A 26,718-nucleotide genomic window follows, 5' to 3' on the forward strand; every position below is an offset into this window, starting at 1 on the left:
CGCGATCGGCACAGCCGGAGAACGATGATGAAAAAGCTGATCCTTCAGATGCAGATGTCGGTCGATGGCTATGTCGGCGCCAATGCGGATCATCGCTGGCAACTCTGGGAGTGGGGCGACGACAATGGCTGGGACGAGGAGCTGAAGCGCGATTTCAACACCGTCTTTGCCGGTATCGACACCATCCTGCTCAGCCGCAAGATGGCCGAGGAGGGGTACCTGACCCACTGGGGCAATGCGGCGAAGAAATATCCCGACGATCCGTTCTACGCCTTCGCCCGCCGTATCGTCGAAGCACGGAAAGTGGTGCCGAGCGACAGGTTGAAAACCTCGCGGTGGGAACGCACGACGGTGGTGAGCGGCGACCTGCCGCGCGAAGTCAAGGCGCTGAAAGCGGGCGAGGGCACCGACATCGCCGTCTTCGGCGGCGCCGGCTTCGCCTCCGCGCTGATCGCGGCGGGACTGGTCGACGAGCTCCAGCTGTTCGTCAATCCGGCGGCGCTGGGCGCCGGCCGCCGCATTTTCGACCAGGGCGGCTTCCGGAACCTTCGGCTGCTCGGTTCGAATGCCTATGCCTGCGGCATGGTGGTCAACCGCTACGCGCCGAGCGGCTGAGCCTCGCATCGATAAAAAGACGTTTGGGCAGAATCCTTTGCCCGGGTCTCTTCGTCTTCAAGCTGCGGTTGCCGGGATGGCAGCAGCGGCAATCAAGACGGAGAAAAGCTGATGATCCTGGTGACGGGTGCCACGGGCCTGAACGGAAAAGCGATCGTGCGCGAGTTCGCGCGGCAGAAGCATGTGGTGCGGGCGCTGGTCCGCGATCTGAACCGGGCATCGGCTTCAGGAATGGGCGATCTGGCCGGCGTCGACCTGGTCGAGGGCGACATGCGCCGGGCGGAAACGCTTGGCGCTGCGCTCGACGGCGTCGATCGCGTGCTGATGATTTCGACCGCGGGCGACGATATGACCGAGACCCAGTGCCGTTTCATCGACGCCTGCAGAACGGCCGGCGTCGCGCATGTGGTGAAGTTCTCCGGCAGGGAGTCCAACATCGGCTACGACGCGACGAAGTTCCGCTTCACGCGCATGCATGAGGAGGTCGAGCGCTATCTTGAAGCGGCCGGCATGGCGTGGACGCATCTGCGTCCCAGTCAGTTCATGCAAGTCTATCTGCGCGACGCGCCGACCATCGCCGCCGAGGGGGCATTCTATCTCGCGCTCGGCGAAACCGAGCTGTCGCCGGTCGATGTCGAGGACATCGCCAAGGTGGCCTTCCGGCTGCTGCGCGATGGCGGCCATGCAGGCGAGAGCCTCGACATGTCCGGACCCGAGGCGCTGACCATGACCGACATCGCCGCGCGAATATCGCAGGCGACCGGCAAGCCGGTCCGCTATGTCGACGTGAGCCCGGAACAGCGGCGGCGCAACCTGCTGGCCGCCGGCATTCCGGCCGGTTTCGCCGATGCGCTGGACGAGCAACTGGCCGAGCGACGGCGGCGGCCGAAATCGCGGGTGCACCTGGCGACGCATGAGATGTTCGGCGTCCAGCCGACGCCGTTCGTAGAGTTCGCCCGGCGCCATGCGGCGGCGTTTGGCGGCGCGGCCTGAGTGCTCTCCCGAAAAAGCGAGCGCTGTGACGTATCCTCTTTGCCCGCTCGTCCGTCCTTGGCTTTGGAAGATCGCGCGGCCCGCGATCCATAACCCCGGAGGCTATTATGGCGAGCATTGAGAGTGAGGCAAACAGGAACCATTATGCGGCGTTCGTCGCCAATGCCGGCAAGCTGACCAGCCCGCAGGCGATCATCGATTTCAACGACACTCACTGGCCGGCGCTGACCGGCGAACCGGGGGGCGTCGACTATATCGAGGTGGATGCCGGCGGCGTGCCGGCGCTATGGATCGTCCCGAAAGGCGCCGACGCGGAGCGGGCGCTGTTTTACGGGCATGGCGGCGGCTTCGTCGGCGGCTCGATCTACACGCATCGCAAGCTGGTCGGCCATCTGGCCAAGGCGATCGGCTGCCGAGCGCTGGTCTACGATTATCCGTTGGCACACCAGGCGAAGCATCCGGCTCAACTCGAGGCAGCGATGACTGCCTGGAACTGGCTCACCGACCAGGGCTTCGACCCCGGACGGATCGTCATCGCCGGCGATTCCTGCGGCGCGGTGCTGAGCTATGGCGTCCTGCAGCGGCTGCGTGCGCAGGGGAGGCCGCTGCCCGTCGCCACCCTGATCATCTCCGGCTGGTTCGACATGGCGCTGACCGCCGCCAGCTACGAGACCAACCGCGACAAGGACCCCGCCTTCGCCAAGGCCGGCGTCGACTGGCTGGTGGCCAATTTCATCGGCGATGCCGACCGGCGCGATCCCGAGGTCAGCCCGCTCTATGCCGACCTCTCCGGCTTTCCGCCTGTCTACCTTCAGGCCGGCGCCGACGAGACGCTGGTCGATGAGAGCCGCATGTTCGCCGAGCGTGCCGGCCGAGCCAGCGTCGAGACGCGGCTCGATGTCTTTGACGACATGCTGCACTCCTTCCAGATGATGGCGGGCCGAGCGCCCGAAGCCGATGACGCGATCGCCCGCCTCGCCGCATGGGTGCGGCCGAAGCTTGGGCTGCCGGATGCCGGTGATGTTGCCGCCGGCGCGAAGGCGGCCTGATCATGCGCCGGCTGATCGTGTCCAGCTTCGTCTCCCTGGACGGTGTCATCGAAGGGCCGATGGGGTGGGCCTCGCCCTTCTTCGACGAGCAGAACCAGGCGCATGCCTTGCAGGCGTTGTCCGGCGTCGAGTTCTTCCTGGTCGGCCGCGTCACTTACGAGATGTTCTCGGCGCGCTGGCCCGATCTCAAGGGTCCGTATATGGACCGCATCAACGGCTTGAAGAAGCTGGTCGCGTCGAAGACGCTCAAGACGGTGGGATGGAATGCCACGCTGCTTGAGGGCGACGTCGCGCAGGCGCTCGCCGCGCTCAAGCGGCAACCGGGCGGCGACATCCTGAAATATGGGGTGTCGCAGCTCGACAAAACGCTGGTTTCCGCCGGGCTGGTCGATGAGTATCATCTGTCGATCGTGCCGACCCGCGTCGGGCACGGCAAGCGCGCCTTCGACGATGTCGGTTCCATCGACCTCGATCTCGTCGGCACGCACCGTTTCGACAATGGCGTGGTGACGCTAACCTACGTGCCGCGATGAACCAGCAGATCCGCAGATCTCGTGACACCGCGCAGGGGATGAGGCCAAGGCTCGATCCCGAAGGCCTATTCGACCTGCGCTATGCCGCGTTCCTCGAGACCGTCTCGTATCTGCGCGTGCGGCTGCATCGTTACTGCGCGCGCATGACCGGCTCGGCGCTCGATGGCGAGGACGTCATGCAGGAGGCGCTGTTCGAGGCCTATCGCAAGATCGAGTCGCTCGACGACACGCTGGCGTTGCGGCCGTGGCTGTTCCGCATCGCCCATTACAGGTGCATCGATTTCATCAGGGGCCGCCGCGCGCGGCAGCGAGCCGAGGCCGGCTATGCCGGCGACGATATCGTGTTGCCGGTCGAGCCTGCCGGGCAGGGCGCCGGCCGCGCCATCGAGCGGCTGGTCGTGCATCTGCCGCCGAAGGAGCGGGCCTGCGTGCTGCTCAAGGATGTCTTCGACCATTCGCTGGAGGAGATCGCCGAGCTCGTCGGCTCGACGACAGGCGGCGTAAAGTCGGCGCTCAACCGCGGCCGCGCCAAGCTCGCTGCCTTGCCGGCGCAACCGATGGCGATACCCGCGCACGACCCCGAACTGGCGCGGCTGCTCGGCCGCTATGTCGAACTCTTCAATGCCCGGGATTGGGACGGGGTACGGGCGCTGACCAGCGCCGATGCGCGCCTGCGGGTCTCGGATTGCTACAACGGCCTGCTCTCCGACTCGCCCTATTTCGTCGAGTATGAGCGCGGCGAGCCCTGGCGCATGCGGCAGGGTGCGATCGGCGCCGAGATCGTCCTGGTCGTCGACAGGCTGTATGGCGATGTCTGGCGCCCAGCCCATCTGGTGCGGGTCCATGCCGCCGGCGGGGTGATCGACCGCATCGCCGATTATTATGCGTGTCCGTGGATCCTGGAGATGGTGTTCGAGGACGGGTGACGGATTTGTCTGACTCTGTCCTATTTCACTGAGTCTGCGGCCGCCAGAATGACATCGGCCACTTCGCGCGGTTTGGAGAGCATGGGAACGTGGCTGGTCGCAAGCTCGGTCACCTCAGCGCCAATCGCCTTGGCCATCGCAGCTTCAGCAACCGGCGGTATCATGCCGTCTTGGCTGGCGACAATGTAGAAGCTCGGCTTGCTCTCGTAGGCGGCGGCAGCGAGCTTCTCGTCGAAAATACCGGCAAAGGGCGGACCTTGCGTGGCTGCGATCAGGCTGATTTCCTGCGGTGGCAGGTCCTGCGCGAAATATTTGGCGACGCCTTCGGCGCTTAGCCTGACATAGCCGCCGCTGTCGGGTTGCAGGGCGCTTGCCCAGGGTAGCGGCGGCTGACCCTTGCCAAGATCGTTCACAGACAAGCCCTTTGGCGGTGCGAAAGCGGCGACGTAGACCAGCGCCTTGACCTTGTCGTCCACGCCCGCCTGACTGATGACGACACCGCCCCAGGAATGGCCGACGAGGATGACTGGCCCCGGCTGGGCATCGATGACGCGCCTGGTTGCGTCGACATCAGCGGCAAGCGAGCTCAGCGGATTTTGAACCGCCACTACATTGAGCCCCTTGGCCTCCAGCAAGGGGATGACCTTGCTCCAGCTCGAGCCGTCGGCAAAGGCGCCATGAACCAGTACGACGGTTTTTTTCGGCCCGCCGGCGGCCGAAGCCGGCGCGGCCATCGCCATGAGGACGGCGGTTCCCGAAATAAGAAAATGCGACAACGACATCGAATGGCTTCCCTTTTGATGACAGCCGCCTTGCCGGGAACAACCCCTCGGCTTGGTTTCATGCGATCGGTTTCAGCAAGGCCGAAGTGGTCGCGCCGGGCGGTCGTTATCTGGAGAGGAAATCGGTGATGAGCTTGACCGTGGCGTCCGGGTTTTCCTCCATGATCCAGTGGCCGGATGTGGGCAAGACGGCTCCCGTTACATCAGCCGCGACAAACCGCAGGACGTCCGCCTGCGTCGTGCCGGCCGATTTCTCCGCGCCGACTGCCAGCACCGGCATGGGCAATTTGCCGGTGGTGGAAAGCATTGCCTGGTTGTCGATGGCATCTTGGTCGAATGCCTTGAACTGTTCGAAGGCGTCATGCATGGCATGCGGCCGTGCATAGAGTTTTGCATAGTGGACGCGCGTTGCCTCGTCGATGTTCTTCGGGTCGGCCGAAAGTTCGTTGTAGAAGCGGTCGAGGTAGATGCGCTCGCGGCCAGCGACCAGACGCTCCATGTCGGGGCCCCGGAAGTTGAAGTGCCAGAGCAACGGGCTTTGCTTGATCTTGTCCCAGTCACCTATGCCCGGCAGCGGTGCGTCGATGACAACCCATTTCGTGATGCGCTTCGGATACTGCGCGGCCAGCGCATAGCCGACCATGTTGCCGATATCGTGTGTCACCAGGTCGGCCTTGTCGATCTTCAGCGCATCCATCACGCCGGCGATGTCGACCGCCTGGTTCTTCTTGGTGTAGCCGCTGTCCGGATGCGCCGAGAGGCCCATGCCGCGCAAGTCCGGCACAATCACCGTGTGATCCTTCATCAGCTTCATCGCGGCAGGCGCCCACATGTCGCCGGTATCGCCGAAGCCGTGCAGCAGCACGACCGCGGGCCCTTGCCCACCGACGCGCACATAAAGCCTGCTGCCGTTGGTATCGATCGACTGCGTCTTGAAGCCAGTCGGGAACGGGATCACGCGCGCCGACGCCGGAGCGGCGAATGACAGCAGGCCTAGTACGATAACCAAAGGACGAAACATGAAGCATTACCCCGAGTATTATTCTGTCGCCACGATATCCTGGTCCTTTCAACTATTGCACTATATCGTTGATTTCGTTAGGTGTCGGTCGCCTGATTGTGAATTCGGGAAAACCGAACAATGCTGAAGCTTGAATCCGTCGCCGCGTTTGTAGCTGTCGCGGATTCCGGTTCGATCAGCGAGGCGGCCAGGCGCATGAGCCTGTCCAAGTCCGTCATCAGCGAGCGGCTGTCGGAGCTTGAGCGCACCCTTGGTACAAGGCTGCTGGACCGTACCACCCGCAAACTCTCGATCACCGAAGCGGGGCGAGGTTTTTACGAGCGCGCCAAGCGCATCATGCAGGAGGTGGCCGAGGCCAGCGCCGAAATCGCCGAACAGCGCGGCGAACTCGCTGGACCGCTCAGGATATCGGCGCCGACCAGCTTCGGTATCCTCCATCTCGGCCCGGCGTTATATGGCTTTTTGGCCAAGCACCCGCGGATCGAACTGACGCTCGATCTCGACGATCGTTTCATCAGCATGGTGGCCAATGGCTACGATGCCGTCGTGCGTCACGGGCCGGTCGTCGATGACGGACCTGTCATTGTCAAGAAGCTGGCTTCGAGCCGCCGTTTCCTGGTGGCCTCGCCGGATTATACCGAGAGATTCGGATGGCCCGCGACCGCCGACGACCTCAAACGCCACAAGGGCATCATCTATTCCATCAGGGGCGCCGCCGACTGGCGGTTCAAGATTTCGCGTCGGCTGGTGACGATCCGCCCTGAAACCGCGCTGCGCGTCAACAACGGGATTTTGATGCGCGACGCCGCGCTTGCCGGCCTCGGCCTGGCGTTGCTTCCCGCCTACTTCATCCGAACCGAGATCGCCGACAAGCGATTGACGGTCGTCGATGTCGGTGTCGAACCTGAAGGAGCTACCATCTATATCGCCTATCCCGAGGATAGGCGCGGATCCGCCAAGCTGCGCGCGCTCACCGCATGGCTACGCGAAGCCTTTGGCGATCCGCCCTATTGGGAGGCATGAGCCGACGCTCACTTCGCATCATGAAAGATGATGCCGACGGTGTGGCGCATGCCTGAGCGCAAGCGGCTGACGCCGTGGCGCAGGTTGACGCGGTAATTGCCTTTGGTGCCCTGCACCGGCCGATTGTGGACGGCGAAGACAACGGCGTCGCCCTGGCGCAGCGGCACCACCTCGACCCGGCTCTGCATACGCGGCCGCTGCTCGGTCAACGCGAATTCACCGCCGGTGAAATCCTTGCCGGGTTCGGAAAGCAGGATCGCCACCTGCAGCGGGAAGGCGAGGTCGCCGTAGAGATCCTGGTGCAGGCAGTTGAAGTCGCCGGGCACATATTGCAGCAACAGCGGCGTCGGCCGCGTCTGGCCGGCGTCATGGCACTGGTCGAGAAACTCGGCATGCGTCGCGGGATAGCGCATCGCCTGTCCCATGCGGTCGTTCCAGCGGTTGGCGACCTCGGCCAGCTGGGGATAGAGGGCGCTGCGCATTCCGCCGATGAGATCGGGTAACGGATAGCGGAAATAGCGGTATTCGCCCTTGCCGAAGCCGTGCCTGGCCATGTGGATGTGGCTGCGGAAATGCTGCTCCTGGGGATAGAGGCCGGCGATCTGCCGGCACTCCTCACGCGAGAGCAGCTTTTCGAGCACCGCGCAGCCGAAGCCGTCGAGTTCGGCGGTCAATGCCGGCCAGTCGTAGGATCCGACGCGTGTCTCTGCGGCTTCCACCGCGGATGCGGCAACCCTGGCGTGGGCGTTCATATCCGTGCCTCCCTGTCGAGCAAGGCGCGCTTGCGCTCGATGCCCCAGCGGTAGCCCGACAACGTGCCGTCGGCACGGACAACGCGGTGGCAGGGAATGCCGAGCGCGATGGCGTTGGCCGCACAGGCCGTCGCCACGGCGCGGGCGCCGTTGGACTGGCCAAGGCGTTGGGCAAGCGCGGTGTAGGTGATGGTGGCGCCGCGGGGGATGGTGCGCAGCACGCCCCAAACACGCTGCTGGAACGGCGTGCCATGGCTGACGTCGAGCGGCAGGTCGAGGCCGGCGGAGGGCGTTTCGACGAAGCGCGCTATCGCGGCGAGGTCGTCGCTCAGAGCGGGTTCGTCTTCAATCAGAATCCTGCCGGGGAAGCGGCTGGCGAGATCCTGCTCCAAGGTTCGGATGTCGTCGCCGATCAGGATGGCGCAGACGCCGATCCGGCTGCGCGCCGCCAGAATGTTGCCGATCGCGGATTGGCCGATGGCGTAGGTTATGGTGTCGAGGGTGGCGGCAGCGTTGGAGACTGTCGGCACATGGGTTTCTATGAGGTTCATTGCTTCACTCCTTCTGTGTGCCTGAACCCTAGCCGCGGGGTGCTCGGCTCTCACTCCGGTGCTTGCTTTCAAATTCAAGTTTCGGGATTTGACGATGAGCGGCGAAGGTAGGCACTCTACGGCGCCCCCCTCTGTCCTGCCGGACATCTCCCCCACTTGTGGGGAGATTGGCTGTTATCGCGGCCTTCGCCAATCTCCAACGTTGTAAGAAGAGAGCCGGCGCCAAGACTGCCAATCTCTCCCCTCGTGGGGGAGATGTCCGGCAGGACAGAGGGGGGCGCCGTAGAGTACTGACTTGGACCACACTGCCCCCAAACATGCTCACCCAACACGGGTGACGGCGACCTCACCCAGCACGAACACTTCGCCTGACACCAGCCGCAGCTCGATCTCGCCGCTCTCGCCGCGACTCCACTCAGCTTTACCTTCATCGACCAGTTCGCCAATGGCGGCCAACACATGTGATTTCGCGTCCTCCTGCTGCGCAACGTTGCCTGATGGCGGGACGTTCGCGCCGGAGGTGGAAGACCTTGCCATCGCGCGCATGCTGGTGCCCGTCAGCTTCGTGCAGATCGAAAGGCGCTGTCGGGAGCATTCGACACGCCGGCCTCTCGGTCGAGCAACGCGCGCTTGCGCTCCGCGCCCCAGGCGTAGCCTGAAAGCGCGCCGTCCTTGCGGATGACGCGGTGGCAGGGGATGGCCACCGCGAGCGCGTTGGCCGAGCAGGCGGCGGCGACGGCGCGCGTGGCGTTCGGCGTACCGATGCGCCGCGCCATCTCGGCATAGGACACCGTCTTGCCGACAGGGATCTCCTGCAATGCCTGCCAGACGCGCTGCTGGAACGCCGTGCCGCGCACGTCGAGCGGCAGATCGAGACCGAGCGCGGGCGCCTCGACGAAACCGACGACGCGGGCGACCAACGCCTCGTAGTCGCGGTCGCCGCCGATCAACCGCGCCTTGGGGAAACGATCCTGCAGGTCGCGCACCAGCGCGTCGGGATCGTCGCCGAGCAAGATCGAGGCGACGCCCTTCTGGCTCGACGCGACCAGAATGCTGCCGAGCGAGGCCTCGCCGACGGCGAAGCGGATGTCCTCATTGGCGCCGCCGGCACGGTAGCGGGTCGGCGTCATGCCGAGCATGCCGGTCGATTTTTCGTAGAAACGCCCGCTCGAATTGAAACCGGCGTCATAGATCGCGGCCGTCACGCTGGCACCGTCTTCGAGGCCCTGGCGAACCCGAGCGGCCCGGCGTGCGGTGGCGTAGTCCTTCGGTGTCAACCCGGTGATGGCCTTGAAGACTCGATGGAAATAGCCGGCGCTGCGGCCGGCTGCACCAGCCAGTTCGGCGAGCGAGGGTTCCTCCTCGCTATGCTCTATCCTGCGGCAGGCATCGGCGACCATCGCGGCGTTGCCGGCTTCAAGCGAGGAACCATCCGGATTGCAGCGCCGGCAGGGGCGAAAGCCGGTCGCCCTGGCCTGATCCAGCGTGTCGTGCAACTGCACGTTCTTCGGATTGGCCCGCCGCGATGGGCAGGAGGGGCGGCAGTAGACGCCGGTCGTCGCCACCGAATACCAGAATTCACCGTCCGCCGATTTGTCGCGCGCCACGATGCGCGTCCAGCGCGGATCATTGGCGACCGGCAGCGGGACGGATTTCAGATCTTTGGCCAGGGTGATGAACATGCCCGCATTGAAGCCGCCAAAACGCCGGCCTCGCCACCCGTTTCCTGACAAAGTGCAACTGGTCGCCCTCAAGCCCTCGCTTCTAAGCCGCGCGCTTAGGTTCCACCGCGAACGGGCTGAGGCCGAGCCATATCTGCATCTTCCTGCCGATGGACTGGTCGCCGGTCAGGGCGACCTTGGCGCCGGCCTTCTCGACAGTGAGCAGACCCATCCAGATCGCCGTCATCGTATGCAGGTCGGTCGAGACGTAGAGGTCGACCTCGAAGCCCGGATCGTACCAGCACAGATCGACCTCGCCGTGTTTCTCGACGATCAGCCACCACGACCGTTTGGAGGCCGGGAGCTCCTGGTACAGGAATTGTATCACGGTGCGCCCATCGGGCAGCGGCGAGGGGTTTAGATTGCGCCGCATGTCCCACATCAACAGCGACGGATCGAGGTTCTTGAGCGACAACCGCGACTCCACCCACTTCTGCCCCCAGAACCCCATCGCCTCGACGACGGGGCGCAGATCCCGGCCTGCCTCGGTCAGTTGATAGTCGAAAATCCCCTTCTCGCCCTGGACCGCCTTACGCTCGACGATGCCGGCCAGCTCGAGTTCCTTAAGCCGTTGCGACAAAAGGGTCGGCGACATTTTGGGGACGCCACGGCGCAGGTCGTTGAAGCGGGTCGAACCTGCCACCAGCTCGCGCATCAGCACCATCGTCCAGCGGGTGCACAGCACCTCGGCGGCCATCGATAGCGGGCAGAACTGCTTGTATCCGTGCTGGGCCATGATCGGTGCCTCTCCCTCGAAGTTGGGCCGAACATTAGCCCTTCGTGCCGAACATTACCTCTTCATGATTGAAGCGGCGAGTACAGAAACTGTACCGGGCCGGTACAGATCGCGGACTGGTTGGCAGAGGCCTTGCCATGCGAGCCCTTAGCCAGTCGCACGGGATATCCCTGTGCGCCGCAACCAAGGATACGACCATGACTGCTTACGTTATCGCGGACATCAAGATGAAGGACCCGAAATGGGTGCCGGACTATGCCGCCTCGGTGCACGACCTCGTCCACAAGCATGGCGGCAGATATCTGTCGCGCAGCGGCAATGTGAAGACGCTCGAGGGCAAGCCGCTCGACACCACGCTGATCGCGCTGATGGCATTCCCGTCGGAAGCCGCGGCGCGCGCCTTCACCAACGATCCGGCCTACGCGCCTTTCGTCTCGGCGCGTCAGGGCGGCAGCGACAGCCGTTTCCAGCTCATCGACGACACCGATCTGGCCGGAACGATACCGTATCTGCCGAAGGGATGATCCTTCCACGATACATCGAATTCGGGATCGCCAAGCAACAACAGCCACGGCGCTTGCCTGCCGGGCCTCCGTATTTCCGGCGGCCGGCGAGCCGTGCTTTTTCAAGAAGAATGGAATGGATATGAAATCAAATCTTCGCAACAGGCTCGTCATGGCGGGGGCCATGCTTGCCGTCGGCGCCACCTTCGCACAGGCGCATCAGGAGGCGGCCGACGCCGCGTCCGGTCCCAATCCGCTGGCCGACAAGGTGCGGTCCGCGAACAGCCGCTTTCTCGACGTCAAGGCAGCGACGGCCGAGGGCTATGCGCCCATTCCCTGTGCCAGCGGCATCACCGGCGGCGCCATGGGCATCCACTACGTCAACGGCCAGTACCTGAAGGACGACAAGATCGACATCGCCCATCCCGAAGCGGTGATGTACGAGCCGATGGCCGACGGCACGCTGAAGCTGGTGGCGGTCGAATACATCGCCTCGAAGGGGCCGGCATCACTGGACGGCCAACTGTTCAACTTCAACAGCGCGCCGAACCGCTACGGCCTGGGTGAGTTCTACGAGTTGCATGTCTGGGCCTGGAAGGGCAACCCGACCGGCACCTTCGCCGACATGAACCCGAAAGTGTCGTGCGAGCATGCGATGGCGCCGAGCCAGTAAGCAACGGGGCAGTAGTCGACGAGGCCAGGCGGCATTGACGCCGCCTGGCCCGAAACGATCGTTCCCGCTTGGCGGCCTCAGGCGGCCTTCATCAGGCCGAGCTGGGTGAGGGCGGCAACGCCGTCGTCGAGACCGATCTCCTCGACGATCCTGCCGTCGATCACCTTGAGCACCGTAGTGCCGGTGAAGCGCATCGTGCGGCCGGTGGCGGCGGGCAGCGAGCCGGCCAGGAAATCGCCGAAGGCCGGACCGGTATGCGTGCCGCCACCTTCCCACTGGCCGACGACATAGTCGCCCTCGGCAATGAGGTCGGCGGTGGCCCAGAAGTTGAGATCCGGGAAGGCGGCTCGGAAATCGGTCATGAAGGCCTTGATATCGTCGCGGCCGCGACGCGGCTCATGCAGCGAATATTTCAACAGCATGTCGGGCGCCGCGATCTCGTCGACCACCGACAGGTCGCAGGTCTCACCCCAGAAATCGGTGAACCATCTGACGACGACGGCCTTGTTGTCTTCTTGCTTGGTCATTGGAGGATCCTCTTGTCCTTGCCTTTGGGCTCACCGGATGGGCCGGTGGCCTGGGACAAGCAGTAGGACGAACCGGGGGCAGTAAAACTCCGGTTCTTGCCCGCCAATCGAAAGGCGCGTTCACAAACGAACGACTGTCGGGCTGAGCGGCTTCCCTTCGGCAGAAGTAACGCTTTCTTCTCTGGTTCTGTCGCAGATTGCCCGCGGGTGGGGCAGGCGAAACAGACGATGGCGCGTCAGGACAAGAAAAGTCGCGATGGAACGTTCTGGGCGAAAGCGCTGGAACGCGCCCATCTTGGCGTCTGGGACTGGGATATTCGGGCCGGCGACTGCTTCTATTCGGCGACCTGGGCGCATATGCTGGGCTATAGCGAGGATGAGCTCGCCGCCACCAGCGACATGTGGCTGCAACTCACCCATCCCGACGACCGCGAGCATGCGCTGGCCAGCGGCGACCGCCATATTGCGGGGTTGACCGATGCCATCGAGACCGAACTCAGGCTCAAGCACAAGCTGGGCCATTGGGTGTGGGTGCTGGATCGCGGCGGCATCGTCGAGCGCGACACGTCCGGAAGGCCCACCAGGCTGATGGGTGTGCAAACCGACATTTCCAAGCAGAAGGCCGCCGAGGCCGAGCTTGAACAGGTCAATGTGCGCTTCCGCCTGGCGCTCGCCGCCAGCGGCACCGGCATCTGGCACTACGACATTGCCACCAACAAGAGCTATTGGGATGCTCGCACCAGGGACATATTCGGCTTGGTCGCCGGCACCGACGAGGTGACAGCAGACCTCTGGCACAGCTATCTGCACCCCGACGACAAGGAAGCTACCGAGCGGGCGCATCTGCCGCCACCCGGCTCTGACGGCGTCACCGCCTCGCAATACCGCATCATCAGGCGCGACGGCGAGATCCGCCATGTCGAGTCGCTGGTGCGCTTCGTTGCCGCCGCGGGTGCTGCCGGCCAGATCCTCGGTACGGTGCGCGACATCACCGAGGAAAAGCTGCGCCAGCAGGAGCTTGCCTACGCGGCCCGCCACGACGCGCTGACCGGCCTGTGCAACCGCGCCGCCTTCGACAGGCTGCTCGCCGACCACATCGCCGCGGGTGTGCCGCTGGCGGTGTTCTATCTCGATCTCGACTACTTCAAGGCGCTCAACGATTTTGCCGGCCACGCCGCCGGCGACCTGGCGCTGAAGAGCGTTTCCGCCGGCATCCGTGGCTGCCTGCCGCAGGCGGCGCACGCGGCGCGGCTGGGTGGTGACGAATTCGCGCTGCTGGTGCCGCATTGCGATGCCTCGCAGGCCGAGCGGATCGCCACTGCCGTGCTCGGCGCGGTGCGCGAGGCCGACCTCGGCACGGCCGCGTTGTCACGCAAACTGGCGGCCTCGATCGGCATCGCCTTCATCGACGACGCCAGCACCACGGTGGCCGATGCGCTGGCTTGCGCCGACGACGCCTGCTATGCGGCCAAGGCTGCCGGGCGCAATCGTTTCGCGGTGTTCTCCACGATGGTCGAATCGGGGTCTGGCGGGCTCAATGCCGCGCGCGTCGCCGCCGATACGGTCGACGCCTTGGAAGACGGACGGCTGAAACTGTTCGGCCAGGAAATCCACCTGCTCGGCAAGCCCTGGCAGGAAAGCCGTCATGTCGAAGTGCTGGCCAGGCTCGCCGGGCGCAATGGCCGGCTGGTGCCGCCGGGCGAATTCATTCCGGTGGCCGAGCGGTTCGGCATCGCTTCAAGGCTCGACCGCTGGATCATCCGCACCGCGCTGTCGCGGTACGGCGCCGCCTTGCGCTCTGGCTCGCTGACGCTCGGCTTCAACCTGTCGGCACAGACGCTGAGCGATCCGCAACTGTGGGCGTTCGTCGACAGTGTCATCGACGAGACCGGAGTGCCGCATTCGGGCATCGGCTTCGAGATCACCGAGACCGCAGCCGTCACCAATTTCGACGCCGCCGAACAGTTCGTGCGCAAGGCGCGCGAGCGGCGCTGCCGGGTCAGCCTCGACGATTTCGGCGCCGGCATGAGTTCGTTCGAATATCTCAGGCGTTTCCCCGTCGACACGATCAAGATCGACGGTTCCTTCATCGAACACATCACGGAAAGCCGCTTCGACCGCGAGATCGTACTGGCCATCACCAGCATTGCCCGCAGCCTCGGCTGCGGCGTGGTGGGCGAGAAAATCGAGCGCCAGGACACGTTGGCTATGCTCGGCGATATGGGCGTCGCCTTCGGCCAGGGCTTCCTGCTGCACCGGCCGGAGCCGCTTGAGCAGATCGTCGCACGTGCGAGCGACGTGGCGACCCGCAAGGCATCGTGAACCGGGGTATCGAGTTTCAGGTGAGGATGACCTTACCTGAAACTCGACACTAGGTTTTGACGCAATCCCAAGGGAAGGCGCTAGGCGCTTTTCCCGGGAAAACCGTTTCACATTTTTCCTGGATTGCTCTCTAACGGTTTTGCCGCGCCGTCGATCGCGGAAATTCCACTACCCCAATTTCGGGTCGCCTGTGTTGTGCTTCCGCCACCGTTTCGATCAACAGATCGAGGGCGTCACACGCCGCACGGCTCGTCTCGTCATTGCCACGCAGATAGTGATAGGCACGTTCGAGGTGGACGCGGGCGGCTGAAAAATCGCTGGTCAATGGTCCCTCCATGATCCCGCCCTAATTTATCTTGGCCGGCCTGGCGGAACGCGAGGTAAATATCCACAGGCGCTTTTTATTCAAATGCCGCCGGTATCGAGGCCGGGCTTGCCAGGACGGAAGATGCCGAGCGCTTCGTGACGTTTGCCGATCGCGACCGGGTGCTGCGCATCCTGATCGAGATCGACATATGGGATATGACTGCAGCACTCGACGAAGCGCACGGCATCGCCGCCGTGCTAGAATGCGCCGGACTGCGGCGCCCGATCCTGCTGCACGGCGTCGACGCCACGGTCTGGCCGTTCGTGGAGCTTGCGCATCGGAAGCGCTGGTCGACGCGGGTCGGGCTGGAGGATGGCAGGACGGCAAAAGACAATGCGGAGATTGTCGCGGCGGCCGTCGCTGTCTTCCGGCCGGCGCCCTTGAGTGGATAAAGTCAGTCTCCCAGGATAATCCGGATCGCCTGATCGACAACCGGATGCAAGCCGCTGGCCTGGAAGGACAGGCGGTTGCCGGAACCGACATTGCTGGTCATGGCGATGGTCAATCCTGAGAGCGGATCGTGCAGCATCACGGCGACGTAGCCCGGAATGCTGCCCTGATGGCCGTAGAAGGCACGGTCGGCATAGGCGCTCTGGAACATGCCGGCACCGGTCTCGCGCATGCGGGTGCCTGGAAAACTCGCCGGCACGCGGTGTTCGAACATCTCGGCGAAGAAGGGCGGCGACAACAGTCTACCGGAGAACAGACCGCGCATGAACGTCACCATGTCGGATGGCGTCGACACCATGTCGCCGCAGCCATAGGCAGCGCCGAACGGGAAGGAATCGGAAGAGTCCTGCAGGTCGTCGGCGTAGGGCAGCACGCCGTCCATGCGCCACATCTCGCCGCCCGAGGCGATGTCGGTGGGCGCATTCGGCGCTGGCGGCGGCCGGTGGTAATAGCCGCGCACCATCGCCTTTTCCGGAAAGGCTTCGGTCGCCGGCGACCAGGTGTTTTCCAGGCCAAGCGACTCGAGGATCGCGCTCCTGACATAGCCGCCCAGCGACTGGCCGGTGACGGCCTCGATCACCAAGCCGGCCAGCACATAGCCGGTGTTGTTGTAGACGGCGGGACCGCCCGGCGCCTTCTGCTTGTCGGAGGCGAAGGCGATATCGACCAGCTGCAGGGGCGTCCACTGCCGGCTCGGGTCCATCGGGATGTAGTACTCGAATTCCGGCAGGCCGCTGCGGTGGTTGATCAGCTGCCGCACCGAAATGTCTTTGGCGCCTGGCAGATCCGGGAACCAGGCGGAGATCGGCGCACCGACGTCGAGCTTGCCTGTCTCGGCGAGCTTGACCAGGGCGGCGGCAACGAAGGTCTTGGTGCAACTGCCGATCTTGAACAGCTGGTCCGGAGTGACAGGGGTGACGTGCTGCCGGTCGGAGAGGCCGGCGGTGAGGGCGGTTGGCGTGGCGCCTGTCGAATAGGCGAGCGAGGTGCCGACCGCGCCATCGGCGAGATAGGTGTCGAGGAGGGAGGTCAGGTCTTTTGGCATGGATGTCTCGCTTTCTTTTTCCCTTCTCCCCTTGCGGGAGAAGGTGGCCTCGCGAAGCGAGGTCGGATGAGGGGTGTTCCAGGGAACACCAACGCTCCACTGGAACGCCAACGCCTCACTCCGCTGGAACACCCCTCATCCGTCTCGGCGCTGCGCGCCGATCCACCTTCCCCCACAAAACGGGGGAAGGTAAGAAGCGCCCCGCCTCACTCCGCCATATCGACGGCGGCGAAATTCTGCCGGCCGAAGGGGTCGAGCACGTAGTTGAGAACGCTCTTGCGGATCGGGATCGCCACCATCGAATGGGCGATCGGCGCCACCGGCACCTCGGCCTTCAGGATGGCCTGCGCCTTGCCGTAGATGGCGGCGCGCTCTTTCGGGTCGGCGGCGACCCGGCCTTCGTCGAGCAGCTTCTCGAAATCCTTGTCGCACCAGCGCGAGCGGTTGGAGCCGCCCTTCACGCCGTCGCAGGACAAGAGATAGCTCAGCATGTTGTCGGGATCGCCATTGTCGCTGCTGCCGCCGAGCAGGAAGGCATCCTGTTCGCCCGCGGCGGTGCGCTTGAGATATTCGCCCCATTCGAAGCTGACGATCTCCGATTGGACGCCGACCTTGGCCCAGTCAGCCTGGATCATCTCGGCCATGCGCTTGGCGTTGGGGTTGTAGGGGCGCGACACCGGCATCGCCCACAGGCTGATCTTGAGGCCGCTTTCGTGGCCGGCCTCCTTCAGCAATTTCTTCGCGCCTTCGGGATCGTAGTCGATGCCGGCATCGGTGACGGCGCCGAGCTGCGCCGGCGGCACGACGCTGCCTGCGACCGTGCCGGCGCCGGCATACACGGCTTCCACGATCGCCTTGCGGTCGATCGCCTTGGCCAGCGCTGTGCGTACGTGCACATCGCCCAGCGGCGGGTGTTCGACGTTGAAGCCGAGGATGCCGATATTCTGACCCTTGAGATCGAGCACCGTGATGTCGGGATCGGCGCGCAGGTCGGCGACGGCACTTGGCGGCGGCGGGGCGGCGACCTGGCACTCATTGGCCTTGATGCGCTCGACGCGGGTGGTCGGTTCGGGCGTGATGGCGAAGACCAGCGTGTCGATTTTCGGTGCGCCGCGCCAGTAGTCCTTGTTGGCGGCATAGCGGACCTGGCTGTCGGGCACATAGGCTTGAAGCACGAACGGCCCAGTGCCAACCGGCTGGCTGTCGATCAGCTCCGGCGTGCCGGCGGCCACCATCTTCTCAGTCTGCTCCAACGACAGGATCGAGAGGTAGTCGAGTGCGAGCCCGGCCAGGAAGGTGACGTTGGCAGCGGTCAGCGTGAACCGCACCGTGTGGTCGTCGACCTTGTCTATCTTGTCGATCAGCGTGCCCATGCCCAGCGCGTTGAAATACTCGTAAGCGCCGCCGCCGAGCTTGTGATAGGGATTGTTGGCATCGCGCTGGCGGTTGAAGGTGTAGAGCACGTCGTCTGCGACGAAGTCGCGCGTCGGCGCAAAGTGCTCGTTCGACTGGAATTTCACGCCGTGCCTGAGGTGGAAAGTATAGGTCTTGCCATCCGGCGAGACCTCCCAGCTTTCGGCCAGCGCCGGTCCGACCTCGGTCGTGCCTGGCTTGAACTCGACCAGCCGGTTGAAGATCGTCTTGGCGGCGGCGTCCATGGTCGAATCGGCAATGCCGATCGCCGGGTTGAAGGTCTCGGGATTGGCTTCCGAACAATAGACCAGGGTTTTGGCATTGGCCTGGCCGACAAGCATCGATGCGGCCAGGACGGACGAGGCCAGAAGGGATCTGATTAGGACTGCGCGCAGAACGGTGGATTTCATCGCAAACGCTCCTGATGACACTTTACGGGTGGGCATGGAACTCATGGCGTCGCCGCCTGGGCGAGGAAACGATCTGGCGCCAGCGCCGCGGCGGTGACGCCGAGTGCTGCGACATCTTCGGGCACGGGCTGGCCGCGCATCAGCGCCGAGCTCAGCCTGGCCAAAGTCAGCGACACCTGGAAGCCGTAGCCGCCCTGGCCGCCGAGCCAGAAAAAGCCGGGCAGGCGCGGATCGAAGCCGGCGACCGGCGTGCGATCAGGCGCGAAGGTGCGCAAGCCCGCCCACGGCGTCGACGGACGGCCGATGCGCATCGACGTCGCCTGCTCGATGCGGTCGACGACGATGGCGACGTCGATGTCTTCCGGATACGCGTCGCACGGCTCGGAATCGGTTTCGTCGGCGAGCGAGCCGATAAGCCTGCCGGCATCGGGCTTGAAGTAGAATTGTTCGTGCAGGTCGACGACCAGCGGCCAGCCGGCAATATCGGTGGCGGCGGGCGGATCGAACAGGAAAGCAGTGCGCCGTTTCGGCTGGAAGCCGAGCCCGGGGAGCCCCGCCATGCCGGCGACGATGTCGACCCAGGCGCCGGCGGCGTTGACGACGATGTCGGCCGTATAGGCGCCGGCGCTGGTTTCCACCCGCAGGCGGCCGCCGAGGGCCGAGATGGCGCGGACCTCCTCGCCGGTGCGGATGGTGCCGCCGCTGGTCTTCAGCGCCGAGGCGCAGGCTGCCAGCATCTTGCCGGTGTCGACATCCACCGCGTCCGGCTCATAGACGCCGCCGCAGGTGGCGCTGGCGGCAATGACCGGGACCAGCGCATGGAGTTCGGCCGCCGACAGGCGGCGCACGCTGGGCACCAGCGCCTGCAATTCGCCGGCCAGCCTATCGATCGCCGCGTCGTCGCCTTTCCAGCCGACATGCAGCGCGCCGCGCCGATGCGCGACGAAGCCGCCCTCGACGATGGCCTGGCGGCTGGCCAGCGTCAGCGCTCGCACCAGCCGGTTGCCGTAGGTCTCGGTGAACAAAGCGGCGGAGCGGCCGCTGGCGTGGTAGCCGAGATGCGGCTCGCGCTCGATGACAGTGACCTCGGCCCAATCCCGCACGGCGGCGGCCAGTGACAGGCCCGCAATGCCACCACCGATGACAACGATTTTTTTGGAGGAGTTCGACTGCATCCGCCATTCGTAAAAATAATTTCGTATCCAGTCAATATTTAGCGTATAAGAAAATTATTGATGTTGTTGATGGCGACGGGGAGTTCGACTACCTAGGGTGGGCAAGCGGCTCGATGGCCGCGCAACGGAGCTGACAATGTCGGAGCAACCGAACCTCGGTGACTGTCTTCGCGCCCTGAGAAAAACGCATGGCTGGACCCTGCAGGAGGTCAGCACGCTTACCGGCGTCGCTGTGTCGACGCTGTCCAAGGTCGAGAACGACCAGATGTCACTGAGCTACGACAAGCTCTTACAGATCTGCGAGGGGCTCGGCATCCATGTAACGGAACTGCTCAGCGGCGACCGCAAGCAGCCTTCGGCGCGCACCCGCCGCTCGGTGACCTCGCAGTCCAACACGCTGCGCCAGCTGACCCGCAACTACGACTACCGCTATCTCGCCACCGATCTGGTGCGCAAGCGCATGGTGCCGATCCATGCCTATGCGCGCGCCCGCACGCCGGAGGAATTCGGCCCGCTGACGAAACATGCCGGCGAGGAATTCCTGATCGTGCTGAAGGGCGAGATCGAACTGCACACCGACCAGTACGCGCCGGTGCGGCTTAAAGAGGGCGAAAGCGTCTACATCGATTCCACCATGGGTCACGCCTATCTGTCGGTGGGCGAGGGCGACGCCGAGGTGCTGTGCGTCTGCTCCGGCGAGGAGCCCGACATGGAAGGCACGCTGCTGAGCGTGCTGGAGACGGTGGAGGGGTAAGGGCGGCGCCTCGCCGGCTACGGACAGAACATTCGTGTCGACGGCGGCATTTTCCGCGCTATCTGAGGCGCTGGCTGGGACGAGAGAGGGCCGGGAGGAGAGGGGTATCTCCACAGTCGCCGGCAGCACCCTGAGACGACGGGAGAAAAAATGCGGCTTTTGATACTCGGCACCGGCTGGATGGCGCAGGAACATGCAAGGCGCTTCAGCGCCGTCGAGGGTGTCGACATCGTCGGCGCCGCCGATGTCGACCCGGCGCGCGTCGGCGAATTCGCCGACAATTACAAGATTCCCAACCGCTTCACCTCGCTGGAGGAAGCGCTGCAATGGGGCGCCTTCGACGCGGTCGCCAATGTGACGCCGGACCGCATCCATCATCCGACCACCATGGCGCTGATCGCCGCCGGCAAGCCGGTGCTGTGCGAGAAGCCGCTGGCCGAAAATTTCGGCAAGGCGACCGAGATGGCCGACGCCGCGGAAGCCGCCGGCATCATCAATATGGTGAACCTCACCTACCGCAATGTCGCGGCACTCCAGAAGGCGCGCCAGATGGTGCAGGCGGGCGAGATCGGCACCGTCCGGCATGTCGAGGCGTCCTATCTGCAAAGCTGGCTGGTGTCGAAATTCTGGGGCGACTGGCGCACCGATCCGAAATGGCTGTGGCGCCTGTCGCGCGGCCACGGCTCGAACGGCGTGCTCGGCGATGTCGGCATCCACATCCTCGATTTCGCCAGCTATGGTGCTGCGCTCGACATCGACCATGTGTTCTGCCGGCTGCGCACCTTCGACAAGGCGCCCGGCAACCGCATCGGCGACTATGGGCTCGACGCCAATGACAGCTTCGCCATGACGCTGGATTTTTCCAACGGCGCCTTCGGCGTGGTGCATGCCAGCCGCTGGGCGACCGGCCATCTCAACGAGCTTCGGCTGCGCATCTATGGCGACAGAGGCGGCATCGAGGTGATGCACAATCTCGACGGCTCGGCGCTGAAGGCCTGCGTCGGCGACAATGTCGACGATGGCAAATGGGAAGAGCTCGACGCCGGCACCGTGCCGACCAACTACCAGCGTTTCGCCGATGCGGTGCGAACCGGCGTGCAAGCCGAACCGTCCTTCCGCCACGCCGCCGAATTGCAGAAGGTGCTGGATCTGGCGGTGGTGTCGGATGAGAGGCGGGCAGAGCTCGCGGCACGCGCGGACACGCGGTGAGAGTGGTTGGCAAGGTCTTCCCTTCTGTGGGGCAACAACGATCAGCCGCCGATGGAGATTTGAGCGCCGCGCTTGATCTCAGCCGATAGGGCTGGCCCGACAGATCGAAGCAGTTCCTTATGGAAAACCGCTCACATTTTTCCTGGAATTGCTCTAACCGGCCGACCTCCGGATCAGCTCGCGTCCGATCGGCTTCGGCGTCTCGCTGCGCAGCACCAATGCCGTGGTGACCGCACCGTGGCGCGCCACGGCGTCGACGATGGTTTCAAGGTGGGCGGGCGAGGGCACGACCACTTTCAGGATGAAGCAATCCTCGCCGGTCAGCCGGTGCACCTCGGTGATCTCGGGCATTTCGGCGAACTGCTTCAGGCAGGGCCGGATGTGCTCATGCGTGGTGCGCACGCGGATGATCGCCATCATGCCAAGACCAAGGGCGGCCGGATTTATCACCGCGGTGTAGCCGGCGATGACGCCGCGCTCTTCCAGCCGCTTGACCCGCTCGGAGGTGGCCGGCTGCGACAGGCCGACCCGGCGGCCGAGCTCCGATATGGCGATGCGGCCGTTCTCCTGCATGGCCTCGACAATGGCGATGTCGGTGGGGTCGAGCGGCGCGCGCTCATCACTGATCTTCATGGCCACCTTGAATCCATCGGCGAGAGAACGATTTACCCGATGGTTTCCCATTCCCGACGCCACCGCAAGACGCCATCATGCCCGAACAATCGATTGGAGCAAGGCGACATGACGCATTTCATCATCCTGCCGGGAAGTGGCGGTTCCGGCCCGGAGCACTGGCAATCGCGCTGGGAAAGCGCCAATCGCGCTGGGAAAGCGCCAATCGCGCGATGCAGCGCTTCCAGCCGTCAAGCTGGGACCTGCCTGATTTCACCGACTGGCTGGCGGCGCTGGAGGCAGCGATTGGCGCGGCGCCCGGGCCGCCGGTGCTGGTCGCGCACAGCCTGTCCTGCCTGCTGGTCGCGCATTGGCAGAAAATTTCGCTAAGGCCGGTCAAGGCGGCGTTGCTGGTCGGCGTTCCCGACCCGGCGTCGGCGGTCTTTCCCGGATATGGCATGGCTTTCGCCAGAATTCCCGAGGGCCGGCTGCGTTTCCCCTCGCTGGTGGTGGCCAGCACCGACGATCCCTATGGCTCGCAGGAATATGCCCGGGCGCGGGCGAAGCAATGGGGCAGCCGCATCGTCGTCATCGGGCCGTTCGGCCACATCAATGTCGACAGCGGCCTGGGCGACTGGCCCGAGGGCCTCGAACTGCTCGACAGCCTCATGTCCGAGGCTTGAAGGTGAGAGCGCTCAGCCGCCAGTGAGCAGGGCGAGGATCAGCTTCTGCAGATTGCCGCCCTGGCCGAGTTCGATCCGGTCGAAGTCGCGGCTTGCCTGGCGCTGCGCCAGCGAGAGTGCCGACAGGCGCTTGGTCATCTCGGCGCGGATCTTGCTGCATTTGGGATCATCGGCGACCGTCAGGCCGACGGTCGCCGTCTCGATCTTGCGCACCATATCCACGATGGTCACGCCATGGACCTTTTCGTGGGCGCTGACGCCGGCGAGGAAAACCTCCCAGTTCTTCTGGACGGCTGACGGCAGCGGCGAGGAGGGGCTGGGCAAGGTGTAGGTGATGATGAGCTTCGGCTTGGCCGATGCCAGCACGCAGGCACCGGCCCGCGCCTGATAGTCCCGGGTCCAGGTCAGCTTGAAATTGGTGTGGGCGATGGCCCGGGCAACGCCGACATTCGGCCCGTTCTCGCCGATCGAGCGGTAGAGTTCCGGTCCGGACTGGCCCGAGATGGCATAGGTCTCGACCTTCTCGACCGGCTTCCACTGCGCATGGGCGGTGAGCGGCATGGCCACCAGGGCGGCCATGAAAAGGCACAGACGAACACAGGCTCCCAACACCGCTCTCTCCAAACCAGGACCGGTGCTGAACAGCCAATGCCACCGGATGGCTTTTCCTATATGCTGCCGGCGGGTGCTGCAAATGCTCCAGAGGAGCCAATTCGGGGGAAAGTCATGAGAGCTGGATATCTCGCTGTTGCCGGTGCCTTGGCCGCACTGCAGGCTGCGCAGCCGGCGTTTGCCGCGTCGTGCGGCGGCTGGAGCGCGAAGATGGAGGAAGATGAGGGCGGCAGCGTACTGACCGCCTCGGTCTGCGGCGGGCCGAAGGGCGACGCGCAGCTGATGCTGACCTGTTTCGACAATCCGATGCTGAGCTTGGACCTCGGCGCCTCCGGCCAGCAGCTTGAACCGGGCATCAGCGGCTCGTTCGATTTCAAGGCCGACGGCAAGACAGTGACCAAGACGCTGCAACTGGAGGAGATGTACAATTATTTCGTGGTCGACCTGACCAAGGCCGATCCGCTGCTGGACCTGCTGCGCTCCAAGGGCGAGGTATCGGTCGGTTCAACCAAATATGGCGCGACTAGTTTTCCGCTGAAGGGCTCCAGCGGAGCCATCGGCAAAGTGCTGGCGCAGTGCGGCAAGGCCAAGTCCGCGGATGGGGATTGAACCGCGTCGCTTCGCTCCCTGGCGCATAGCGGAAGGCATTCAGGCACTATTCAAATTGCCTGACAAAGCGGATATAGGTCAGTCAAGTTGACCTATATTCGAAACGTCCGGGGAGGCGTGACTTGACCCTTATGAACCTTTTGGCTTCGCGCTCGTCGCGCATGAAAGCCTCCGAAATCCGCGAGCTGCTGAAGCTGCTCGACCAGCCGGACATCATCTCGTTCGCCGGCGGCATTCCCGATCCGTCGCTGTTCCCGGCCGAGGCGATCCGCGACGCCTATGCCGACGTGCTGGGCGGTGCGGAGGCGGGGGCGGCGCTGCAGTACCAGGTCTCGGAAGGCTACCTGCCGCTGCGGCGCTGGATCGCCGGGCAGATGGGCAAGCTGGGCATCGCCTGCGACGAGGGCAACGTCTTCATCACCTCCGGCTCGCAGCAGGCGCTGGATTATCTTGGCAAGCTGTTCTTGTCACCCGGCGATACCGCGCTGGTGACATGGCCGACCTATCTCGGCGCCCTGCAGGCCTTCAACGCCTACGAACCGCGTTACGACCGGCTGCGGCCGGAAGGCGGCAACATGACGCCGGCGGCCTATCACACCGCCGCCGCAGCGAATGGCGGCCGGGTGAAATTCGCCTATCTGGTGCCGGACTTCGCCAACCCGACCGGCAACACGCTGGACCAAAAGCAGCGCGAAGCGGTGCTCGATCTTGCCGGCGAGCTCGACATCGCCGTCATCGAGGACGCCGCCTACCGGGCGCTGCGCTATGACGGCGAGGGCGTGCCGCCGATCCTGGCTTTGGACTGCGCTCGCTCCGGCGGCATCGACAAGGCACGCACGCTCTATTGCGGCTCGTTCTCGAAAATCCTATCGCCGGGCATGCGCGTCGGCTGGGTGTGCGCGCCGCGCCACGTGGTGGAGAAACTTGTGCTGATGAAGCAGGCTTCCGACCTGCACAGCCCGTCGATCAACCAGCTCGCCATGCACCGCGTCGCCGAAGCCGTCTTCGACGCCCAGGTGGAAAAGCTGATCGGCGCCTATCGCGAGCGCCGCGACGGCTTGCTCGCGGCACTCGAGGCCAACATGCCAAAGGGCGTGAGCTGGAGCCGCCCGGAAGGCGGCATGTTCGTCTGGGCGACGCTCCCGGAAGGCTCCGACGCCACTGAGCTTTTGGCGCGGTCGGTAAAGGAGGCGCGCGTCGCCTTCGTGCCCGGCAACGCGTTCCATGCCGATGGCACCGGGCGCAACACGCTGCGGCTATCCTTCACGCTGGCCGACCGTCGCGCGGTGAGCGAGGGCATTCCCCGGCTGGCGGCCCTGCTCAAGGGCTAAGGCCTGGTCTGCGCGCATTGACGGCGCTCCCGCCGGGCCTAAATTCGAGGTCTTGCGAGGAGGAGTTTTGCATGGAGACCCAGGAACTGCATCGCGGCCGGCTCATCGACCATATCCAGCTGGTGGTCAGGGATCTGCCAGCCAGCCGGCGTTTCTACGAGGCGCTCTTCAGTGTGCTCGGCGTGCCGATCGGCGGCAGCGCCGAGGATCATTTCTGGGCCGATGAACTGTTCGTCTCCAGTGCCGACAGCCGCGCCGCACTGGGAAAGCTCACCGGCCGTCATCATCTGGCCTTCCAGGCCAGGGATCACGCCATGGTCGATGCTTTCTACGCGGCCGGGCTGGCGGCGGGCGGCACGGACAATGGCGCGCCGGGCGAGCGGCCCTATCATCCCGGCTATTACGCCGCCTTCCTGCTCGACCCTGACGGCAACAACATCGAGGCCGTCCATCACGGACCGCACACGCGCAGCGCTGCCTCGGTGAGGATCACCTTCTAGGACATTCTAGAGAAGACCGTCCGGCCAGGGACATTCCACTCCGGTGGCGTTTTCCGCGCCCTGACCCGAGGTCGTGCACATTGACGGCATCCCCTGCGTTGCCAGATTGCCAGCCTCGATGCTAACCGTGCCGATGGCGGGCGGGAATCAGCATCGATGCAACGCGTGCCGCGGATTTTTCAATAAAACGCCCAAACTGACATCCCTTACCCCGCCATCGAGGAATAATTTTATGCAAAACGCGACCAAGGCCGTCTGTTCCACAGCACTTCTACTTGCGGTCGCGACCATGGGCCTGGCCGGTACATTATCCGTTGCTCATATTTCTTCGGCGCAAGCCCAGGAGGAATATCTTCCGACCCAGAAGGACTTTGTCGGCAAATGGAAACTCAGCGGCGCGACCACCCGGCCGCCGCGCGACATGACGGATGCGCCCACGCCAGAGCAGGAGGCGGCGGCCAGTGAATTCCAGCAGACGGTGACCAATTTTTACACCGCGTTCGACTATCTGGAGATCACGGCGGACGGCCGCTACAATTTTCATCAGCCCGGCGACCCGGCATCGGGGCCTTGCGTCTGGTGCGGAGCCTGGTCCTTCAGCAAGAGTTCGCTGTGGCTCAAGCTCGACACCGCGCCCAGGCTTGATATCTACGCCAAGGACGGCGACATACAGATGACCTACACTGCCGAGCCCGACGAAAAATCGAAATACGCCTGGCTGGTTTTCGGCTGGACGAAGGTCGAGTAGGCGGCGCCGGGGCTACTGGAGTTTCGAAACAGGCACCAAGCAGCTTTTCATCCATCTCGTATCCTCGTATACG

30 protein-coding genes and 1 pseudogene are annotated in these 26,718 nt (G+C 64.4%); 17 read left to right on the forward strand and 14 right to left on the reverse strand.

Annotated features, from left to right (window positions below; genetic code table 11):
* Positions 1-27 precede the first annotated feature (27 nt).
* The 5 genes from AC0NIH_RS15275 to AC0NIH_RS15295 all read left to right on the forward strand — a co-directional run bounded on the left by AC0NIH_RS15275 (position 28) and on the right by AC0NIH_RS15295 (position 4,116).
* Positions 28-615: a dihydrofolate reductase family protein gene (locus AC0NIH_RS15275; protein ID WP_023768230.1), complete on the forward strand. Its 588-nt coding sequence runs from the start codon at positions 28-30 to the stop codon at positions 613-615.
* A gap of 111 nt (positions 616-726) precedes the next feature.
* Positions 727-1,608, forward strand: a complete 882-nt coding sequence (locus AC0NIH_RS15280) for an SDR family oxidoreductase (protein WP_473465464.1) — start codon at positions 727-729, stop codon at positions 1,606-1,608.
* Between the two features lie 107 nt (positions 1,609-1,715).
* Complete coding sequence (locus AC0NIH_RS15285) at positions 1,716-2,657, forward strand: alpha/beta hydrolase fold domain-containing protein (protein WP_473465461.1); 942 nt, start codon at positions 1,716-1,718, stop codon at positions 2,655-2,657.
* Positions 2,658-2,659: 2 nt separating this feature from the next.
* Positions 2,660-3,190, forward strand: a complete 531-nt coding sequence (locus AC0NIH_RS15290) for a dihydrofolate reductase family protein (RefSeq protein WP_023768227.1) — start codon at positions 2,660-2,662, stop codon at positions 3,188-3,190.
* Positions 3,187-4,116 carry a sigma-70 family RNA polymerase sigma factor gene (locus AC0NIH_RS15295; protein WP_473465457.1) on the forward strand — a complete coding sequence of 310 codons (930 nt, stop codon included), beginning with the start codon at positions 3,187-3,189 and terminating at the stop codon, positions 4,114-4,116. The genes AC0NIH_RS15290 and AC0NIH_RS15295 overlap by 4 nt, the downstream gene beginning before the upstream one ends.
* Before the next feature lie 20 nt (positions 4,117-4,136).
* On the opposite strand, the gene AC0NIH_RS15300 is transcribed toward AC0NIH_RS15295, so the two are convergent.
* Both AC0NIH_RS15300 and AC0NIH_RS15305 read right to left on the reverse strand, forming a co-directional pair.
* Positions 4,137-4,898: an alpha/beta fold hydrolase gene (locus AC0NIH_RS15300; protein ID WP_287272886.1), complete on the reverse strand. Its 762-nt coding sequence runs from the start codon at positions 4,896-4,898 to the stop codon at positions 4,137-4,139.
* 106 nt (positions 4,899-5,004) lie between these two features.
* Positions 5,005-5,919: an alpha/beta fold hydrolase gene (locus AC0NIH_RS15305; RefSeq protein ID WP_473465455.1), complete on the reverse strand. Its 915-nt coding sequence runs from the start codon at positions 5,917-5,919 to the stop codon at positions 5,005-5,007.
* Positions 5,920-6,039: 120 nt separating this feature from the next.
* On the opposite strand from AC0NIH_RS15305, the gene AC0NIH_RS15310 reads away from it, so the two are divergent.
* Positions 6,040-6,942: a LysR family transcriptional regulator gene (locus AC0NIH_RS15310; RefSeq protein WP_473465452.1), complete on the forward strand. Its 903-nt coding sequence runs from the start codon at positions 6,040-6,042 to the stop codon at positions 6,940-6,942.
* 8 nt (positions 6,943-6,950) lie between these two features.
* Here the strand turns inward: AC0NIH_RS15310 and AC0NIH_RS15315 are convergent, their stop codons facing one another.
* From AC0NIH_RS15315 to AC0NIH_RS15335, 5 genes are all read right to left on the reverse strand, one after another.
* Positions 6,951-7,694, reverse strand: a complete 744-nt coding sequence (locus AC0NIH_RS15315; RefSeq protein WP_473465449.1) for a 2OG-Fe(II) oxygenase — start codon at positions 7,692-7,694, stop codon at positions 6,951-6,953.
* Positions 7,691-8,245: a methylated-DNA--[protein]-cysteine S-methyltransferase gene (locus AC0NIH_RS15320; protein WP_473465447.1), complete on the reverse strand. Its 555-nt coding sequence runs from the start codon at positions 8,243-8,245 to the stop codon at positions 7,691-7,693. The genes AC0NIH_RS15315 and AC0NIH_RS15320 overlap by 4 nt, the downstream gene beginning before the upstream one ends.
* A 321-nt stretch (positions 8,246-8,566) precedes the next feature.
* Positions 8,567-8,791, reverse strand: coding sequence for a hypothetical protein (locus tag AC0NIH_RS15325; protein ID WP_023768220.1), 225 nt, complete (start codon positions 8,789-8,791; stop codon positions 8,567-8,569).
* 11 nt (positions 8,792-8,802) lie between these two features.
* The gene (ada, locus tag AC0NIH_RS15330; protein WP_473465444.1) at positions 8,803-9,927 is read right to left on the reverse strand and encodes a bifunctional DNA-binding transcriptional regulator/O6-methylguanine-DNA methyltransferase Ada; all 1,125 of its coding nucleotides are present in this window, start codon (positions 9,925-9,927) and stop codon (positions 8,803-8,805) included.
* Between the two features lie 82 nt (positions 9,928-10,009).
* Positions 10,010-10,702, reverse strand: a complete 693-nt coding sequence (locus tag AC0NIH_RS15335; RefSeq protein ID WP_473465441.1) for a winged helix-turn-helix transcriptional regulator — start codon at positions 10,700-10,702, stop codon at positions 10,010-10,012.
* 197 nt (positions 10,703-10,899) lie between these two features.
* On the opposite strand from AC0NIH_RS15335, the gene AC0NIH_RS15340 reads away from it, so the two are divergent.
* Both AC0NIH_RS15340 and AC0NIH_RS15345 read left to right on the forward strand, forming a co-directional pair.
* Positions 10,900-11,226: a DUF1330 domain-containing protein gene (locus tag AC0NIH_RS15340; protein ID WP_473465439.1), complete on the forward strand. Its 327-nt coding sequence runs from the start codon at positions 10,900-10,902 to the stop codon at positions 11,224-11,226.
* A gap of 115 nt (positions 11,227-11,341) precedes the next feature.
* Positions 11,342-11,878, forward strand: a complete 537-nt coding sequence (locus AC0NIH_RS15345; protein ID WP_473465436.1) for a hypothetical protein — start codon at positions 11,342-11,344, stop codon at positions 11,876-11,878.
* A 77-nt stretch (positions 11,879-11,955) separates the two neighbouring features.
* On the opposite strand, the gene AC0NIH_RS15350 is transcribed toward AC0NIH_RS15345, so the two are convergent.
* Positions 11,956-12,405 (reverse strand): ester cyclase, encoded by a 450-nt coding sequence (locus tag AC0NIH_RS15350; protein ID WP_473465434.1) that lies wholly within the window; start codon positions 12,403-12,405, stop codon positions 11,956-11,958.
* Between the two features lie 228 nt (positions 12,406-12,633).
* Here AC0NIH_RS15350 and AC0NIH_RS15355 point away from each other — a divergent pair, with 228 nt between their 5' ends.
* Positions 12,634-14,727, forward strand: coding sequence for an EAL domain-containing protein (locus tag AC0NIH_RS15355; RefSeq protein ID WP_473465431.1), 2,094 nt, complete (start codon positions 12,634-12,636; stop codon positions 14,725-14,727).
* Positions 14,728-14,857: 130 nt separating this feature from the next.
* Here the strand turns inward: AC0NIH_RS15355 and AC0NIH_RS15360 are convergent, their stop codons facing one another.
* Positions 14,858-15,052, reverse strand: a complete 195-nt coding sequence (locus AC0NIH_RS15360; protein ID WP_181176884.1) for a hypothetical protein — start codon at positions 15,050-15,052, stop codon at positions 14,858-14,860.
* A 137-nt stretch (positions 15,053-15,189) separates the two neighbouring features.
* On the opposite strand from AC0NIH_RS15360, the gene AC0NIH_RS15365 reads away from it, so the two are divergent.
* Positions 15,190-15,486, forward strand: coding sequence for a hypothetical protein (locus tag AC0NIH_RS15365; protein ID WP_473465428.1), 297 nt, complete (start codon positions 15,190-15,192; stop codon positions 15,484-15,486).
* A 2-nt stretch (positions 15,487-15,488) separates the two neighbouring features.
* Here the strand turns inward: AC0NIH_RS15365 and AC0NIH_RS15370 are convergent, their stop codons facing one another.
* From AC0NIH_RS15370 to AC0NIH_RS15380, 3 genes are all read right to left on the reverse strand, one after another.
* On the reverse strand, positions 15,489-16,589 hold the full coding sequence (locus AC0NIH_RS15370; RefSeq protein ID WP_473465425.1) for a serine hydrolase domain-containing protein: 1,101 nt from the start codon (positions 16,587-16,589) through the stop codon (positions 15,489-15,491).
* Positions 16,590-16,795: 206 nt separating this feature from the next.
* Positions 16,796-18,412 carry an ABC transporter substrate-binding protein gene (locus AC0NIH_RS15375; RefSeq protein ID WP_473465422.1) on the reverse strand — a complete coding sequence of 539 codons (1,617 nt, stop codon included), beginning with the start codon at positions 18,410-18,412 and terminating at the stop codon, positions 16,796-16,798.
* Between the two features lie 41 nt (positions 18,413-18,453).
* Positions 18,454-19,587 carry an NAD(P)/FAD-dependent oxidoreductase gene (locus AC0NIH_RS15380; protein ID WP_473465419.1) on the reverse strand — a complete coding sequence of 378 codons (1,134 nt, stop codon included), beginning with the start codon at positions 19,585-19,587 and terminating at the stop codon, positions 18,454-18,456.
* Positions 19,588-19,723: 136 nt separating this feature from the next.
* Between AC0NIH_RS15380 and AC0NIH_RS15385 the strand changes: the two genes are divergently transcribed.
* Positions 19,724-20,341: a helix-turn-helix domain-containing protein gene (locus AC0NIH_RS15385; protein WP_023768209.1), complete on the forward strand. Its 618-nt coding sequence runs from the start codon at positions 19,724-19,726 to the stop codon at positions 20,339-20,341.
* 150 nt (positions 20,342-20,491) lie between these two features.
* Positions 20,492-21,550, forward strand: coding sequence for a Gfo/Idh/MocA family protein (locus AC0NIH_RS15390; RefSeq protein ID WP_473465416.1), 1,059 nt, complete (start codon positions 20,492-20,494; stop codon positions 21,548-21,550).
* 153 nt (positions 21,551-21,703) lie between these two features.
* Here AC0NIH_RS15390 and AC0NIH_RS15395 read toward each other — a convergent pair whose 3' ends face one another.
* Positions 21,704-22,183, reverse strand: a complete 480-nt coding sequence (locus tag AC0NIH_RS15395) for an Lrp/AsnC family transcriptional regulator (RefSeq protein ID WP_473465413.1) — start codon at positions 22,181-22,183, stop codon at positions 21,704-21,706.
* Positions 22,184-22,291: 108 nt separating this feature from the next.
* Between AC0NIH_RS15395 and AC0NIH_RS15400 the strand changes: the two are divergent.
* Positions 22,292-22,845: pseudogene (locus AC0NIH_RS15400) on the forward strand (RBBP9/YdeN family alpha/beta hydrolase).
* Between the two features lie 12 nt (positions 22,846-22,857).
* On the opposite strand, the gene AC0NIH_RS15405 reads toward AC0NIH_RS15400, so the two are convergent.
* On the reverse strand, positions 22,858-23,454 hold the full coding sequence (locus AC0NIH_RS15405) for a DUF922 domain-containing Zn-dependent protease (protein WP_474025266.1): 597 nt from the start codon (positions 23,452-23,454) through the stop codon (positions 22,858-22,860).
* A 117-nt stretch (positions 23,455-23,571) separates the two neighbouring features.
* On the opposite strand from AC0NIH_RS15405, the gene AC0NIH_RS15410 reads away from it, so the two are divergent.
* The 4 genes from AC0NIH_RS15410 to AC0NIH_RS15425 all read left to right on the forward strand — a co-directional run bounded on the left by AC0NIH_RS15410 (position 23,572) and on the right by AC0NIH_RS15425 (position 26,645).
* Positions 23,572-24,066: a hypothetical protein gene (locus tag AC0NIH_RS15410; protein WP_473465407.1), complete on the forward strand. Its 495-nt coding sequence runs from the start codon at positions 23,572-23,574 to the stop codon at positions 24,064-24,066.
* Positions 24,067-24,197: 131 nt separating this feature from the next.
* Positions 24,198-25,397, forward strand: coding sequence for an aminotransferase-like domain-containing protein (locus AC0NIH_RS15415; protein ID WP_473465679.1), 1,200 nt, complete (start codon positions 24,198-24,200; stop codon positions 25,395-25,397).
* A 71-nt stretch (positions 25,398-25,468) separates the two neighbouring features.
* Positions 25,469-25,897: a VOC family protein gene (locus AC0NIH_RS15420; RefSeq protein WP_473465405.1), complete on the forward strand. Its 429-nt coding sequence runs from the start codon at positions 25,469-25,471 to the stop codon at positions 25,895-25,897.
* A gap of 232 nt (positions 25,898-26,129) precedes the next feature.
* Complete coding sequence (locus tag AC0NIH_RS15425; RefSeq protein WP_473465676.1) at positions 26,130-26,645, forward strand: hypothetical protein; 516 nt, start codon at positions 26,130-26,132, stop codon at positions 26,643-26,645.
* Positions 26,646-26,718: the final 73 nt, after the last annotated feature.

Source organism: Mesorhizobium sp. WSM1386 (assembly GCF_055901595.1).